We start from the raw sequence: 14,832 nt of genomic DNA on the forward strand, positions 1-14,832 counted from the left end.
GGTATCCGGCTTTAAGGTTTATTCGGTTTAGGCGGATACGCGTCGTCGTAATCCAGCGTAAAGCGGTAGTCCTCAATCAACTGAAAATCCTTCTCGCGGTGCCGATGCAGAATTACCGATAGATTCCAGGGCTTGCTGAATACCTTGGGATCTTCGACGGTGGCTTTATATTCGACGGTGTTGGCGTCGATAAACGCCCATTTTTCGACGACATGCAGCGCGTCGCTATGATAATTGCCGGCCCGGTCGAACCAGGTTTTGTCGTTGAAATGCTTGACGTCGACCACCAGCGTGTCGCCCTCCCAATGCGCGCGGGAGTCGCCCAGCCACCAGTCGTAAGGGTCTTTCGGATGATCGGTTTCGTCGGTGTGTATGGTTCTTACCGAATGACCGAACTGATGTACTAACGTTAGGTCTTGTTTGCGCTGGAAGATTTGAAACGGTTCCGGGTAATAAATGCCGCGCGGCACGCCCAATGTGTAGCCTTTCAGGGCCGGATCCAGCGTGTCGCGCGCCGCGAAGTTTTTCTTCTTTTGCTCCAGTGCAGCAGGCAAGTAAGGCAGGTAGTGACCTTCGACGATGCCGGCGCCGGGCGGTGCGTCCTTGCGGTTGCTGTGCGGCTCCAGATCGTAATCGGCGGCGCTAGTGGTTTGCCAAATGCCGGAAAAGTCGGGTTTGCCGTTGGCGAGCCGGGGAATTTTAGGGTTGGCCGCACCAGCGTCGCCAGTTGCCAGAAACAGCAAAACTAAACCGCTGGCCAGCATCAGCGCGATATGCAGCGATGACGGACCGTTATTGGGTGAACTCATTGAGGGCATACTCCGTTATATTTCGTTAATTCCGATTTGTTTATTGAGCCTGTCCGTTACCTTGCGCTTGTGCGTCCGGTGCATCCTGAGCGCCGCCGGTTTTAACGCTACGGCCGTCGGACAGCACGGTAGTAACCGCATAGCCGAAATCCTTGCCGTTTTTCGCGCGATAACCTTGGATGGTGACTTCGCTGCCGACCGGCAGGCTGGCTTTGGTGATGCCTTTTTGTTTCAGGCTGAATGGCGCGCCGAATTCGAACCCCCAATTCTTGGCGCTGCCGTCGGTTTGCTTAACGTCCAGGTATAACCAACTATGCGGATTGACCAGTTCCAGCTTGGTGACCACGCCTTTTAACTCTATGGGTTGTTCGGCGTCGAACTCGGCGGAAAAGGCGTGGTGAGCATGGGCTGGCGGCGCTGTCAAGGAGAGTAGGCTGCCAACAAATATCACGCTTACCAGTTTGCCTTTCGTGTTCATTCGATATGTCCTCCGCTAAATCGCTAAAAAATCAATCGCGGAAAATGGTTTGCTTAACTTTCCACGTCATTGCCCACATTCAGCAAAAACCAGGCCCATAATCCATAGCAACGGGATAACTAAGATTGCTTATTTAGCTAAGCCGTTGTTTTATAGCTAATTACTTTACGAATGACGACCATGTGACGATCAAAGGCAAGAGGACGATTTATCGGTGAAGACAACTGCTGTGCTGTTAACGCAGCAGCGGTACAACATCCTTCGAGCAATTCCGGCGGTATGCCCAAAGATCCAGCGGCACCGCCGAAAGCTTTGGCTACACCCCGCCAGGCTACAGGGACATCCACAAAGTGCTCAGCGGTACGCCGCAAGCGCCGGTGCGCACCGCTGCACGCCTCGTCTGCACCTCCGCGGGATTGGGATGTGCCGACGCACCACTCGGCGGTAACCACGAGGGGGTTTTGCGTGCTGCCCGGATACTTGGTAACCCGCCCGCATAAATTCGACGGGAAACTATAGGATTGGCGTACGGAAGAATTAGCCCGGCAATCCGGATGGTTTGGCGGGTGAGGTTATTCCCGATTCGGCGCGCATCGTCGCCTCAGCAAACGTATTCGATGCCTTGGCCATGAAACGACCTTACTAGGCGGTTGTCGGGTGACGCAAATATTGAAAAAACCGAGTGGATTGGGTTCTTAACACCTGAATGATAGGCATATCCGCCACTGAGCTGGCGACATCAATTAGCCATTTTCGATGCAAATCAGGCATCGATTCCGATACGATTCAACCAGTAAAAAATGTCGGACTTTGAGAGTGGCGAACTGTCACAATTGACCAAGGCTTTGTAAAAACGTAAAAGCCAAAATCATGGTGGAAAAAAATATATTTACCAAGATCGCCAAGTGGGACTATTTATTCAGAAAGCACATTAAATAACTCGTCGAGTGGGGAGATTTTTGAATCTTATTTTTGCATTTTTACACCGTCTCGACCCTTTGCTGACTGATATAATTTAATTTGCTGTCACAGGAAAAGGCAAACAAGCTGTCATTCAAAACGTGCGATCAGCTTGCGTAATCGCACGTTTTGATGGCAACAGTCCTCCGTTACTCTATCGCTAATCGGAGCTATGCTAGCTATTACGATTTTCTATTAACAACAGCAATCAAGGCATTCGTGGAGAATTTGGAATACAGAGGTGTTAATGGCGCAGTCTCTTGGGAGGGAAAATCCTTGGAGCAATCTGACCATTACCACACCTTTTTACAAAAGGATGTTGCTGCACGTTTGCACGATCAAGCTGCCCAAGATGATTTCAAAGTGCATTTACGTGGTTTGGCAACAACAGGCTTTGCTCAAACTAGCCTTGATGCACTATTGGCTGCCGAAACACCTGAGGGACGTGATTGGGCTGTTGCTGAAGCCTTGGCCGAAGCTTGGCTCAACCAAAAACACGGGGTTATTTGGCCTTGGAATACTGAGCGCGATAAACGCACACCCAAAACTAGTTTACCCGGTGCCGATTTAATTGGTCTTATTGAGTTGGGAAACGAAACTCGCTTTGTTTTTGGCGAAGTAAAAGCATCCAGCGATAAGTCAACACCGCCCAATGTGATGTACGGTAATAAGGGCATAACTCAGCAACTGGAAACGCTGGCGACAAACTTAAGCATTTTGTATCAATTGCTGCTCTATCTTCAGCCGCGCTGTAAAAACTCGCCACATGAAGACCAATTTAATGCGGCAGTTGCTTTATTTCTCAATTCCGGCAACAAGGCCATCGCCCTTTTTGGTGTCTTAATCCGCGATACTGCGCCTGCTGAGAACGATTTAAAAAGTCGCGCACAACGCCTAGCAAAGCAGATAAGCCCGCCAAGTACTTGTAACTTACAGGCACTTTATCTGCCGCACGCTATTTCTGACTTGCCGCGCTTAGTATCCTGTGGAGCGCAGTCATGAGCCACTGGTTATTGGACAGTCTGCGTGATGGTCTGGCACTTGCCCAAAACGAAGCCAATAAAGCGCTTTTATACCAAGTCTTATTGCAACCCCCCGTCGATATTGATTTCGGCTTAATCGAACGCAATGCTCAAGCGTTGGAGCTCGTGGTACTTGACTTATTGCTTGATGGTATCAACGAAGACAATCAAGACCAATTGCGTGAATGCGCTGCCGATGCCTTCCGATTATTCCGCGTCTTACCTGACAAACCCGAACCGATTGCACAAGCGGAACAGGTGCTGCGTTACTGCGCCTTAGCTGTGATCGGCGATAAAGGTGCAGATGCTACAAGAATGCTACGCGAAAAAACTTGGCCTACATTGCCCTTGAGTTCGGTCAGTTGGGGAGAGCGGACCTGGACCACCGTTTTGGAGCTTTGGCTGCGTGTCATCCGCAAACACGGTTGGAAAGATCGCGATGCTGTGCTGGAACTGGTTGCCGACCTACGTCTAAGCCAAAACCAATTTGAAGCGGATTACCTGCAAACCCAATCCGGCGCAAATGCCAAGATATCGGCAATGGAACTGATTGCTTTTTATCATTTGGCAAAAGCGGCTGAAATCATGGCTTATTTTCTAACCGATGGCGTAGTTGAAGGCAGTTTTCATATTCGTCCTTTGCTGGATATGCACTTTGATCGTGCTCTGGCGGCATTAGAACCTACCGGCTGTTCTACGCTTGCACCGATGACCCGTTTATTGGCATCTTGCGCTAAACAATTAACTGACAATTCGATCTGGACGGTTACCCGTGCTGTCAATTCGCGAGTCACCGCATTTGTCAGAAGTCTGGTTGACAGGGGGCGGGGCGATAAAGTGCTGTTTGATGTACTACCGCCACAACGCCGTGCTTTGGCAGAACAAGGTTTGTTGGGTTCAAGTCGTCGTGCCGTAGTGGTCAGCTTGCCCACCTCCAGCGGCAAAACGCTGATTGCCCAGTTCCGTATTTTGCAAGCCTTAAACCAATTTGAACCCGAGCGCGGTTGGGTGGCTTATATTGCACCGACCAAAGCCTTGGTCAATCAGGTAGCGCGGCGTTTACGAAGAGATTTTGAACCTTTGGGTGTTAGCGTTGAGCAAGTTAGCCCGGCTTTGGAAATTGACGGCATCGAAACCAAGCTGCTGCATGAACAAGATGAACGTAGCGCATTCCGTGTGCTTGTGACCACGCCTGAAAAACTCGACCTGATGTTAAGGCAGGAATTGGAAACCAAAGTTGGGCGGCCTTTGACTTTGGTAGTAGTCGACGAAGCCCACACGCTTCAAGATAAAACCAGAGGTTTGCGCTTGGAGTTGTTACTGGCGACCATCAACAAGGAGTGCCAACACGCGCAATTTTTGCTTCTGACCCCTTTTATCAAGAACGCCCGTGAAGTAGCGCGTTGGCTGGGCGAGGCTAACTCACAGGACATCAGTTTAAGTGTTGATTGGCAACCCAATGATCGAGTCATCGGCATTGTTCAGGCAGAGCAAGGCGCACCGCTTAATCGTAGAAGCTATGACTACCAACTGCAATTTAAACCCAAACACACGACACGAAAAACTTTAAGTATTGATTCCAAGCTTGCTTTGCCCAAAGAAGCAAACGACCGACATAGCTATAGCCAAGCTAATAAGCAAGGCAACTTAGCCGCATTAACAGCACAAAGCATAAAGCAACGCGGTTCGATCATCCTGATGCACAGTTCGCCAAAAAATGTTTGGTCACTAGCGGACAAATTAAAACTAGAGTGCAATCATCGTTCGGCGCTTTCCGAAAATATCCGCTTAGTGCAAGACTTTTTGCGTCTGGAATATGGAGATGGTTTCCCGCTGATTGATTTACTGAACTATGGCGTCGGTGTTCATCACAGCGGTTTGTCGGATGAAACCAGAGTTTTGATGGAATGGCTGATTGAAAATAACGAGATTGATTTTTTAGCCGCCACCACCACGATTGCCCAAGGTGTCAATTTTCCGGTTGCCGGTGTCGTAATGGCTGCGCATCAATACCCTTATGGGCAAGACATGCCGCCGGAAGATTTTTGGAATATTGCAGGCCGTGCCGGAAGGGTTGATCAAGGTAGTTTAGGGGTGGTCGCATTGGTTGCCGACAATGACGAAAAGGCGCAAAAGCTGGCAAAATTTATCGACAAGCAAAGTGGAGATTTGAATTCGGCTTTGATTTCTATGGTGATAGAGACTCAAGAACTCGCCCAAAAATTAGCTCATGAACTCGATAAAGATTTATTGGAAGATTTAGGAAGAGCTATTTTTTATCATCCAGAATGGTCATCATTTTTGCAATATTTGACTCATACTTACCGCCAAATGGATTATCCGCCTGATTTTGTCGACAAAATCGAAGAAATCCTACGCGGTACCTTTGGCTTTGAGCATTTGCGTCAACACTATCCAAAGCAAGCGCGTACTCTGCTCAGCGGCATAAGCAACTACGTCAGCGATTTTCAACAGTCTCGCAAGCAGCTCATTAAGTTGGTGGACAGTACGGGTTTTTCCCTGCAAAGCATTCGAACAGCACTTAAAACAGTAAACGAGCAAGGCATCAAAGCCACTGTCTGGAATAGTGAAACCTTGTTTCATAAGAACAACACCGATTTGCAAAAAATGATGGGTATTTTGCTTAAAGTGCCAGAGTTGAAAGAAAACCTTAAAGAAGTTACCGGTGGACAAAACCCTGACGGTCAAAAATTAGCCTTGATATTAAAAGATTGGGTCAACGGTATTCCGGTACAAACGATAGCCAAAACCCATTTTGCCGATGATATAACCAAATGTGGTCAGAATTTGTTTGGTAAATTGACCCAAACTGCTTCTTGGGGATTGGGTGCTTTGTTGTCCATGACCACTGGAGATCTTGAAGAAGACAGCCCCTTGCGCAATTTACCTTCCCGCGCTTACTACGGCGTCAATGATGACAACGCTATTGCTCTGCGCTTGTTAGGCGTGCCGCGAATGGCAGCTATACCTCTGGCCAAATCAATGGGAGCAATTGGTAAACAATCTTTAACTGAAGTTAGAAATAAATTGAGCCAAATGGAGGCTAAAGCATGGGTCAATGCTTTGGGTAATGAATCAGGGCGTATTTATCATGCAATTTGGAAACAACTCGAAAGTTAGCGTTATTAACAATGCAATCGAGTTATTCGAAGAGCAACTCTCTAAAATTTTGATGTTAGTCTGATGATTGATGTCCGACGGGAAAACGCCGCGATAAATCGCTCTCGTAATGTATCCATGCCCAGAACGGGCGCATCGCTGGCCGGCAGCATGCCGTCCGTCCATTGCCAATCCTTTATTGCATCCATCACCTTGCTATCGCGACTAATCAGATGCACCAGCACATCGTGGCTATCGGATTCCCCGGTCACAAACGGTGCCGGTTGGTGGTCGCCCAGCACCAGCAGTACCAGGTTGTCGTCACCATAGTTAATCGCGTAGGAGACGATATTTGCCAGCGCATATTCGATGGATTTTCGATATTGTTCGCGGATGCGCTCGGTGTTTTGCCAGACGACTTCCGGGGTATCGCCGAAACGGGCTTGATTGAAAATGCTGCCGTCGCCGACCTGATCCCAGTCCACTAGTTCCGGTAAAGGCGTCCAGGGTGCGTGCGAAGAGATTAAGGCCAGTTCGGCCATCAGCGGTTGGCGCGCGCCGGGTTTGCGCTCCAAAGCTTGCAGGGCCGATAGCGTGTATTGGTCCGGCATCGTGATCCAGTTGAAGGTTTGGCCTTTGTAGCCTAAGTCCTGCGCGGCATAGATGCGGTCGTAACCGAAGTATTCGCCTTGCGGCCAGGCCATCGTACGCGCCGGCTGTACCGCCACCGTGCGCCAGCCGGCCCGGTGGAACAGTCGATTTAGGGAAGGACGTTGACTCATCACCAAACGGTCGTAGCGGGTCTGGCTATTGATCCATAATCCGGACATCAGCGTGCCATGCGCCAGCCAGCTGATGCCGCCGTAGGTCGGCGAGCTCAGGTAAGCACTACGCGCCGACAAGCCGTTTGCGGCGAGATCGGTGCTGCTTTGTTGCAGCAACGGGCGGATGTGGGCAGCGTAATCGGCTTTGTCGAGCACGGTCCGGCCATACGATTCGATGAACACCACCAGCACATCCTTGCCTTTCAATTTTTCGAACAATGCGCTGTCCGGTACTGCGGCATAAGGATCGCTATCGACGATGTTGTTGAAACTTTCCAGATCGGCCATGCCGCTGCGGATGCTGGCAACGTGCTGGGTCATTAGGTCGTAAAACGGTTTGCCGGCCTGCGGCCAGCCCGCTAAGGCGCAAGCGCTCCAAGCCAAAAGGCCGGCGACTAAACCTGTGCCGCTAATTTGCGCGGCACTTTGCAACAGCGTTTGTACTAGGCGCAGCAAGGTGTTGGTCAACCAAAAAATACTCAGTAACAAGGCAATGAGCAAACCGGCGACGACGATGGCGCCAATCCGGCCTATCGTGCCTTGCAGCAGATTCATCCCGTCCGTCGGAAAGCGGGAATCGAGCACCGGATTGAACGGTCTGTCGAAAACCTGATAGGCCGCGATGTCGGCCATTTTAAAGATGATCCCCGTCGCCAGCAGACCGGCGGCGCATAGACGAAGCAGTAACCCTATCCGGCCCGGCACCAGTAACGCCAGGCCGAGCAATAGCCCTTCCAGCGGCAGGTAAGCAAAAGCCTCCAACGTGATGGAGCTGAGGCGGTTGGGAATAAGTAAAGCCACCAATACATAAATCACCGCGAAACTATTCAAACCGCTTGCGAAGTGAGCGCTCCGGTGACGATTGAAAATTCTGTTATCGCCTAGCATCTATATCCCCGTAAGGCGGTTAAATTTGGGCGGCAAACGCGTTGCCGATAAAGTGAGTTTAAGTTTGCTGAGGCGGGCATGCTGGATCGGATGCGATGTTGAGTGTTTAAGGTTGACAGTGCTTGTTAGCAAAAACAACGCCAAACTGGCACAGCTTCTGCTTTAGCTTATCGACCAATCCGACTCAGTAACAGACACACATGCAAGCAACCGAGAATGCCAACTTAAATTTTCTGCAGCAGGAATTGCGCGTAATCACCCAATTGGGCTTGGGCGTGCTGCTGCTTGGTTTTGGTTTATTCAGCGTTGCGGAGGATTGGCAGCTCGCCGGCCTCTGGCTGTTTCGCGCCAGTCTAATCTGGGCTTATGTCTGCCTATGCGCATGGCGGCGTTTACCGTTGAACCGCGCCAGTTTGGACGCGCCGCTTTACGGTAGCTTCGGCTGGGGCAACCGTTTAACCATCTTGCGCGGCGGCTGCATCGCGCTGACCGGCGGATTTTTGTTTATGCAGCAAACGCTTGCCTCTTATCTTTGCTTGCCGGCGCTGTTTTACACGCTGGCGGCCATCCTCGACCGCTTGGACGGCTTCGCGGCTCGCCGCAACGGACAGGTAAGCCTGTTGGGTAATGAATTGGATATTAGCTTCGATGCGTTGGGGCTGGTGATCGCGCCGCTATTGGTGATCGGTTTGGGGAAACTGCATATCTCTTATCTGCTGTTGAGCATGGCTTACTATGTTTATCGATGGGGCTTGCAGCGCCGCAGTTTACGAGGTTTGCCCTTACATGCCTTACCGGCTAATCCGCTGCGCCGCACGCTGGCGGGTTTTCAAATGGCTTTCGTCGCGGTGGCACTTTGGCCTTTGCTTGATCCTAAGTTGTCTACCATCGCTGGGATTGCCTTCATGTTGCCGGTACTGTTCGGATTTGCGGCGGACTGGTGGGTGGTATGCGGTGCGTTAACGCCGCAGATTTATCAGAATTTGGCGGAATGGAGCGAGCGGTATTTTCAGCCGGGCTTACGTATCTTGTTAGCGCTGCTGCTGTTTTTGCTGATGAGGGATGCAATCGATGCGGCGGACAAGCTGTTGGTTTTTGGCTTGCCGCTGGGCGCTACTCTGGTTTTGCTTGGCTTGGCCGGACGCTTGGGAGCGTTGATCGTGATCGTCTTGTTGGGTTGGCATTATCCGCCCGCTAGTAATCCTGTTCTGTCTTACTTGTTGATCTTCGCTGCCAGCTGGATTTTGCTGCTGGGCACCGGCCGCTATAGTCTGTATTCGTGGGGCGACGACTGGATTCAACTTTATGACGGGTCCTGATGACCTGGCTTAAGGCGCTGCCGGTTTTATTGTGGTTGCCGGCGTTGCTGCTGATCGGAGCGGTACTCAGCCAATTGCCGCTTGCCGCCATCACCCGCAGTATCGAGGCGTTATCTATCAGCCAATGGCTGGCCTGGATAGGCTTGAATCTTGCCATTATTCTAGTGGCGGCCCAGCGCTGGTGGATGCTAAGTAATTTGCTGAAATTACCGGTCGGCATTGGTCAGTTATTGATGATTCGCCAAGCCGGCCAAGCCGTCAGCTTTATCACGCCCGGCCCTCAATTCGGCGGTGAGCCTTTGCAGATTTTCTGGCTGTACAAACGTTGCCATTTGCCGCTGCACGGGGCGTTGTTGACATTGGGTCTGGATAGGTTTTACGAGCTGTGGATCAACTTCAGCATCCTGGTCCTGGCGGTGCTGCTGTTGCTGGTTTCGCCGGTCGGCGCTGTCACCAACTGGCGGGAAATCCTGCTGGTACTTGCCGGTATCTTGCTGGCTTTATCGTTGTTCGGCTGGTTTATTTTAAAGCGGCCGGAACGGGTATTAGCCTGGCTAAACCGCCTGGCCCGGCGCTGGCAGCATCATCCGCGCTTACAACACATCGAAATGCATTGGCAGCGTTTGAGTAGCGACTTAAAGGCAGCCGTCGCATCAGGTAAGCCCGCACTATGCAAAGCCTTTCTATTCTCTCTGTGCGGCTGGGCTGGTTTGCTATTGGAGTTATGGCTACTGCTCGGCGTATTCGATCTTGCCTTGGATATGTCTACGTTCCTGGTCATTTTGGTGGCCATGCGCCTGTCTTTTTTATTACCGTTGCCGGGCGGGATTGGGTCCTTGGAGGCGGCGCTGTTTTGGGCGTTTCAATACTTGAGTTTGCCGGCTGATGCGGCGATTGGCTTGATTGCCTTAATGCGCTTACGCGATGCCATTATTCTCATAGGCGGCCTGGGTTGCTTGCGCTTGTTACAGGCAAGTAGGTAGCGCAAGTGCTTATCTAAAGGCAGGGTATCAGCAAGCTCTGTCTGTATCGCAACAGCTCGCACGCATTCATGCTGCTCAACGACAGCATTTCCTGGTGAATAAATACGGCACGATTAGTGCAGTTTTGGGGGCGGGAACCTTGCTCAAGGTATCCATTTTGATAACCCATAATCAGAGAGAAAATGCATGAAAAAAACTAGCTTTGTTGCTGGCCTGCTCATTCTGAGCGCTAACACAGCCTTCGCTCAACAGGCCCCCAGCGACGCCTCTAAGCCGCCCTTAGGCTTCTTTGTCACCAGTGTCGGCTCCGGCAAGGGTGCAGATCTGGGCGGCCTGGCGGGCGCCGATGCGCATTGCCAAAAACTGGCGACTGATGCCGGTGCCGGCAACCGCACCTGGCGTGCCTATTTGAGCACCCAAGCCACCGCCGACCAACCTGCGATCAATGCCCGCGACCGGATCGGCAACGGACCTTGGGCCAATGCCAACGGTGCGATTGTCGCGAACGACGTTGCCCACCTGCATGGCGACACCGTGGAGTTAGGCCAGTTGGGCAACAACGTGCATCGCACCACCAACCTCACCGAAAAAGGCGCGCAGATCAATGGCGTGGGCGCTACACCGAACCAGCACGACCTGATCACCGGTTCCAAGCCGGACGGCCGCGCCTACACCGATGCCGCCGACCATACCTGTAAGAATTACACCAGCAGCGGCGAAGGCTCGGTGCGCGTCGGTCACTCCGACCGCACCAACCGCGGCGCCACCGGCGGCAATGTCTCCTGGAACTCTACCCACGACAGCAAAGGCTGCAGCCAGGAAAACCTGGTCAGCACCGGCGGCGCGGGTTATTTTTATTGCTTTGCGGCGGATTAAATTCGTTTGAGAGGGTGGGCTGACGAAAGGAAGCCCATCTACCACCAGTGGCTTGAGTATTAGTATCACTGCGCCCTATTAGGTTTTGTCTTGGCAGGCGCCCAGCCGGCTTTGTTTATACCTATGGCTATAATGATGCCAACGATCTCTAATCTTAGGCAACTGAAGTAAATGGCCACTTTAAATATCGTATACGTCCTAACTAACTCGGCAATGCCTGGCTTGGTAAAAATTGGGTATACAACGCAAGAAGACGCAAACTCCCGCATCGCTCAACTTTACACGACAGGCGTCCCTGTACCGTTTGAGATTCAATATGCTTGTAAGGTGCAAAACGCAGAAGAAGTGGAAAAAGCTCTGCATGTTGCCTTTTCTCCGAATCGGATTAATCCCAAACGAGAGTTCTTCAGGATTGAACCTGAACAGGCAATAGCAATACTGAAACTTCTTCATACTGAAGACGCAACTGCCGAAATAGAACAACAGCCTACTTCGTTGGATCAGGAATCAGTAATCGCTGCTGAACAATTAAAATCCAAACGACCAAATATGAATTTCGAAGAGATGGGAATTCCAATCGGTGCCGAATTGCTATCAGTACATGGGCCATCTATTGCCACGGTTTGTTCAGCAAAAAAAATCGTCTTCAATCACGAAGAAATGTCTCTAACTGCTGCGACAAGACAGATTTTGGGGATAGAGCATAGCGTTCAACCCAGTCCGCATTGGACTTATATGGGTAAATCGCTTAGAGATTATTACGAGGAAACATACGGTGGTTCCGTATGACGTTAACGATGGGTTTCGCGTTGCTCTACCCATCCTACAGAACTGTTTGAGTCCAGGACCGTAGGATGGGTAGAGCAACGCGAAACCCATCAAATAAAACCATAACCACCGTTATTCCAAGTTTAAATCATTTTCCAATCCCGCCACTCCGCCCCAATTAGCGGGAATAATCCCTCGCTTAACATATCGATGAAACGATGAATAAGGCCAATCCGCAGCGTTTGTTACATGCCCATGTTTTACCGGATTGAAATGAATGTAATCCACATGTCTGGCAAAGTCATTCTCGTCTTTTATTCGGTGTTCCCAAAATCGTCTTTGCCATATTCCTCTTTCATTTTTACGAATACGGCTATGGGAAATTTTCTCACCAATTTCAATATGCCTGGAATATTCTGATTTTATTTGTCGCCAACGTAAACTGAAATCATCATCACCCTCAGGTAGGGTCCAAATGGCATGCAGATGTTCCGGCAATACTACAATTGCTTCCACTGTAAATGGATGCTTTTGCTTAACCGTACGAAAGGCTTCTCGCAAAATCTTAATATGCTCGGTCAATAGTGTTTGGCTTCTATCGGCCAGATTTACCGTAAAAAAGTAAGTGCCACCTTGGACTCGATGGCGACGGTATTCGGTCATTTTTATTTTTCAGGATAAATTTGAGGTTAGTGATGGGTTTCGCTTTGCTCTACCCATCCTACAAGGCCCATTGAGTTTAGACCAAGCCTAACCCAGTGAGTCATGTCTTGAAATGACAAAACTTTGTTTTCCAAGCACCCAAGCAACAGTACCAGGACCGTAGGATGGGTAGAGCAAAGCGAAACCCATCAAATGTTTTAAAACCATGACACTTTGTTTTCCAAACACCCCACCAACAGTATCAGCATCCCCAGCAACAATTTTTTTCTAATCCGGCGCAATAAAGTCAGGCTTGGCAAGGCTTAAAAACACGGCATAAATAATGGTATGAGTTTTCTTATATCAAGACTTTACAAAGAAAATACTATGTTTCGTACCGAACGATTTTTATCAGTGGTTAATCCTGATACCGGTCTTCCCGCCTGGTATTTTTTGACTCGGGAAGGCAGGAGAGGGCCGTTTTCCTCCAAGACCAATGCCCAATTGGCGTTGTATCAGTATGTTGCCGATTACGCGCGACAGGGACTCGCCTGCAGGCGGACGCGGTTGTTGGCGAATAGCTGAGCGTTTATCGACTTTGCCCGGCCCTGACTTGACCGGATAAAAAAGCGCGGATGTCGGCGCAACTTGTCTCCCATTTTGTCTGGGCGGCGTAGGCATGCAGTGCATTGACGCCCAATTGCGCCAGTAGATGACGATTCTGATGCAGGGTGTGCAATAAATTGGCTAAGGCGCCATGATTTTCAGGTTCGATCAAATAGCCGTTTTCCCCCTCACGAATAATCTCCCACGCAGCACCGGCCCTTGTGCCGATCACCGGTAAGCCAAATTGCTGGGCTTCCACATAGACAATGCCGTAGCTTTCATAAGCAGACGGCATGACTAATAGGTGATGTTGCCGGTATAAGTCGGCTAATGCTTCGCCTTGCACGGAGCCGAGCAAGGACAGGCTTTGCGTCAATCCGGCAGCTCGAATCCGGGCTTTAATTTGCGCCACATAGCCGGGTTCCATATCCAGCCGTCCTGCCACGCTGAGTTGGTAGTCCTGGGCCGGCAGTTGGCTAAGGGCTTTTATCAAAACATGTAAGCCCTTGCGGCGGATGACGTTGCCCACCAGCACTATTCTTAGCGGTCCGGGCTTCAGCGCGCGCTTCAAAACGGCTGCCGGGTTTATATTGTCATGGGCAAAATTATCACCGGCGGGCACTGCGATGCAGTGCGGTGGTAACGCACCGGCCAACAGCTCGCGGATTTGAGTTAGGGTGGTCTGGCTGTTGGCGATGATGCCGTCCACGGTTTGCAAATAATGGCGTTCGACAATCCGATAAAACCAGGCTCTGTGCCAAGGTGCTTGGTCGATGCTGGTCAGCAGATGTACCAGGGCGATTAGCGGGATGCTGAGTTGCTTGCTGATGCGCCGATTCAAAAAACACACCGCCGGATGAACCATGGCATCCTGAATCAGAATATCCGGCTTGGCAGCGGCGATGTTTTCCAATAAATCGCCGGTAATATTCTCAGCCAGCTGCCGCCAATAATTGCGCGGCGGCAGGCTAATGATGGTGACTTGATCGCCCCGGCTTTGCAGGTAAGCCACCAGCTTGCGGTTGTACAGATAGCCGCCGCTGACGCTATTCATATCGCCAACGACCAGCAAGCCAATGTGCATGATGTTTGCCGGTTTAGAACACCAAACGGTAAGCCGCCCAGCACGTCGCGTTTTCCCAGAGTTTTACCCGCAACCTGCCTGTTCCCGGTGGATTAACGGCGGCGACGATTTTTTCGCAGATGATGCGGCTAAAGTGCTCGATGCTGGGGTTCAAGTCGGCAAACTCCGGCTTATCGTTGAGTATTTGATCGCGAAAATCCGCCACGATGTCATCCAAAGCCGCTTCGATGGCGACGATGTCCACCAGATAACCGTGCTGATCCAATTGCTCGCCGTCGATACGCACTTCCGCGATGTAATGGTGGGCGTGGGGTTGGTTTTCGCTACCCCAGTCGCCGCCGATTAAATAATGGTTGGCGATGAAATCTCGACTGACGGCTACGCTGTACATATTATTTTTTCCTTGGGTTCTTTGGTGACTACTCCCCTGTTTGAAAAAATAGGGGAAGTAAA

Annotated in this window: 12 protein-coding genes and 1 pseudogene; 7 read left to right on the top strand and 6 right to left on the bottom strand. The window is 50.7% G+C overall.

The window, feature by feature from the left end; all coding sequences use genetic code 11:
• Positions 1-11: 11 nt before the first annotated feature.
• Together G006_RS0101215 and G006_RS0101220 are read right to left on the bottom strand one after the other, a co-directional pair.
• Complete coding sequence (locus G006_RS0101215) at positions 12-809, bottom strand: hypothetical protein (protein WP_020481331.1); 798 nt, start codon at positions 807-809, stop codon at positions 12-14.
• A 40-nt stretch (positions 810-849) separates the two neighbouring features.
• Positions 850-1,287 carry a DUF6152 family protein gene (locus tag G006_RS0101220; protein ID WP_020481332.1) on the bottom strand — a complete coding sequence of 146 codons (438 nt, stop codon included), beginning with the start codon at positions 1,285-1,287 and terminating at the stop codon, positions 850-852.
• A 1,092-nt stretch (positions 1,288-2,379) separates the two neighbouring features.
• On the opposite strand from G006_RS0101220, the gene G006_RS0101225 reads away from it, so the two are divergent.
• The gene (locus G006_RS0101225; protein WP_200860418.1) at positions 2,380-3,249 is read left to right on the top strand and encodes a hypothetical protein; all 870 of its coding nucleotides are present in this window, start codon (positions 2,380-2,382) and stop codon (positions 3,247-3,249) included.
• Positions 3,246-6,410 carry a DEAD/DEAH box helicase gene (locus G006_RS0101230; protein ID WP_020481334.1) on the top strand — a complete coding sequence of 1,055 codons (3,165 nt, stop codon included), beginning with the start codon at positions 3,246-3,248 and terminating at the stop codon, positions 6,408-6,410. The genes G006_RS0101225 and G006_RS0101230 overlap by 4 nt, the downstream gene beginning before the upstream one ends.
• A gap of 41 nt (positions 6,411-6,451) precedes the next feature.
• Here the strand turns inward: G006_RS0101230 and G006_RS0101235 are convergent, their stop codons facing one another.
• Positions 6,452-8,044: a sulfatase-like hydrolase/transferase gene (locus G006_RS0101235; protein ID WP_033193968.1), complete on the bottom strand. Its 1,593-nt coding sequence runs from the start codon at positions 8,042-8,044 to the stop codon at positions 6,452-6,454.
• A gap of 257 nt (positions 8,045-8,301) precedes the next feature.
• On the opposite strand from G006_RS0101235, the gene G006_RS26785 reads away from it, so the two are divergent.
• The 4 genes and pseudogenes from G006_RS26785 to G006_RS29460 all read left to right on the top strand — a co-directional run.
• Positions 8,302-9,420, top strand: coding sequence for a CDP-alcohol phosphatidyltransferase family protein (locus G006_RS26785; RefSeq protein WP_020481336.1), 1,119 nt, complete (start codon positions 8,302-8,304; stop codon positions 9,418-9,420).
• Positions 9,420-10,403: a lysylphosphatidylglycerol synthase transmembrane domain-containing protein gene (locus tag G006_RS0101245; RefSeq protein WP_020481337.1), complete on the top strand. Its 984-nt coding sequence runs from the start codon at positions 9,420-9,422 to the stop codon at positions 10,401-10,403. Before G006_RS26785 ends, G006_RS0101245 begins: the two co-directional genes overlap by 1 nt.
• 186 nt (positions 10,404-10,589) lie before the next feature.
• Positions 10,590-11,279, top strand: coding sequence for a hypothetical protein (locus tag G006_RS0101250; protein ID WP_020481338.1), 690 nt, complete (start codon positions 10,590-10,592; stop codon positions 11,277-11,279).
• A 171-nt stretch (positions 11,280-11,450) separates the two neighbouring features.
• Positions 11,451-11,714 (top strand): annotated as a pseudogene (locus tag G006_RS29460) (GIY-YIG nuclease family protein); the annotation flags it as partial.
• 465 nt (positions 11,715-12,179) lie between these two features.
• On the opposite strand, the gene G006_RS0101260 reads toward G006_RS29460, so the two are convergent.
• Entirely contained in the window at positions 12,180-12,710 is a 531-nt protein-coding gene (locus G006_RS0101260) for an REP-associated tyrosine transposase (RefSeq protein WP_020481340.1), read from the bottom strand.
• A gap of 366 nt (positions 12,711-13,076) precedes the next feature.
• Between G006_RS0101260 and G006_RS29465 the strand changes: the two genes are divergently transcribed.
• Complete coding sequence (locus G006_RS29465) at positions 13,077-13,274, top strand: DUF6316 family protein (protein ID WP_442785756.1); 198 nt, start codon at positions 13,077-13,079, stop codon at positions 13,272-13,274.
• Positions 13,275-13,278: 4 nt separating this feature from the next.
• Here the strand turns inward: G006_RS29465 and G006_RS24625 are convergent, their stop codons facing one another.
• Positions 13,279-14,379 (bottom strand): glycosyltransferase family 4 protein, encoded by a 1,101-nt coding sequence (locus tag G006_RS24625; RefSeq protein WP_020481341.1) that lies wholly within the window; start codon positions 14,377-14,379, stop codon positions 13,279-13,281.
• A 13-nt stretch (positions 14,380-14,392) separates the two neighbouring features.
• Complete coding sequence (locus G006_RS0101270) at positions 14,393-14,770, bottom strand: 6-pyruvoyl trahydropterin synthase family protein (RefSeq protein ID WP_020481342.1); 378 nt, start codon at positions 14,768-14,770, stop codon at positions 14,393-14,395.
• Positions 14,771-14,832: the final 62 nt, after the last annotated feature.

Origin of the sequence: Methylomonas sp. MK1, assembly GCF_000365425.1 — a bacterium.
In the GTDB taxonomy this organism is placed as follows: Bacteria; Pseudomonadota; Gammaproteobacteria; order Methylococcales; family Methylomonadaceae; genus Methylomonas.

Coding starts and splice junctions, on each gene's coding strand:
- G006_RS0101215 (WP_020481331.1), bottom strand. CDS start 809: ATGAGTTCACCCAATAACGGTCCGTCATCGCTGCATATCGCGCTGATG.
- G006_RS0101220 (WP_020481332.1), bottom strand. CDS start 1,287: ATGAACACGAAAGGCAAACTGGTAAGCGTGATATTTGTTGGCAGCCTA.
- G006_RS0101225 (WP_200860418.1), top strand. CDS start 2,380: ATGGCAACAGTCCTCCGTTACTCTATCGCTAATCGGAGCTATGCTAGC.
- G006_RS0101230 (WP_020481334.1), top strand. CDS start 3,246: ATGAGCCACTGGTTATTGGACAGTCTGCGTGATGGTCTGGCACTTGCC.
- G006_RS26785 (WP_020481336.1), top strand. CDS start 8,302: ATGCAAGCAACCGAGAATGCCAACTTAAATTTTCTGCAGCAGGAATTG.
- G006_RS0101245 (WP_020481337.1), top strand. CDS start 9,420: ATGACCTGGCTTAAGGCGCTGCCGGTTTTATTGTGGTTGCCGGCGTTG.
- G006_RS0101250 (WP_020481338.1), top strand. CDS start 10,590: ATGAAAAAAACTAGCTTTGTTGCTGGCCTGCTCATTCTGAGCGCTAAC.
- G006_RS0101260 (WP_020481340.1), bottom strand. CDS start 12,710: ATGACCGAATACCGTCGCCATCGAGTCCAAGGTGGCACTTACTTTTTT.
- G006_RS29465 (WP_442785756.1), top strand. CDS start 13,077: ATGTTTCGTACCGAACGATTTTTATCAGTGGTTAATCCTGATACCGGT.
- G006_RS24625 (WP_020481341.1), bottom strand. CDS start 14,379: ATGCACATTGGCTTGCTGGTCGTTGGCGATATGAATAGCGTCAGCGGC.
- G006_RS0101270 (WP_020481342.1), bottom strand. CDS start 14,770: ATGTACAGCGTAGCCGTCAGTCGAGATTTCATCGCCAACCATTATTTA.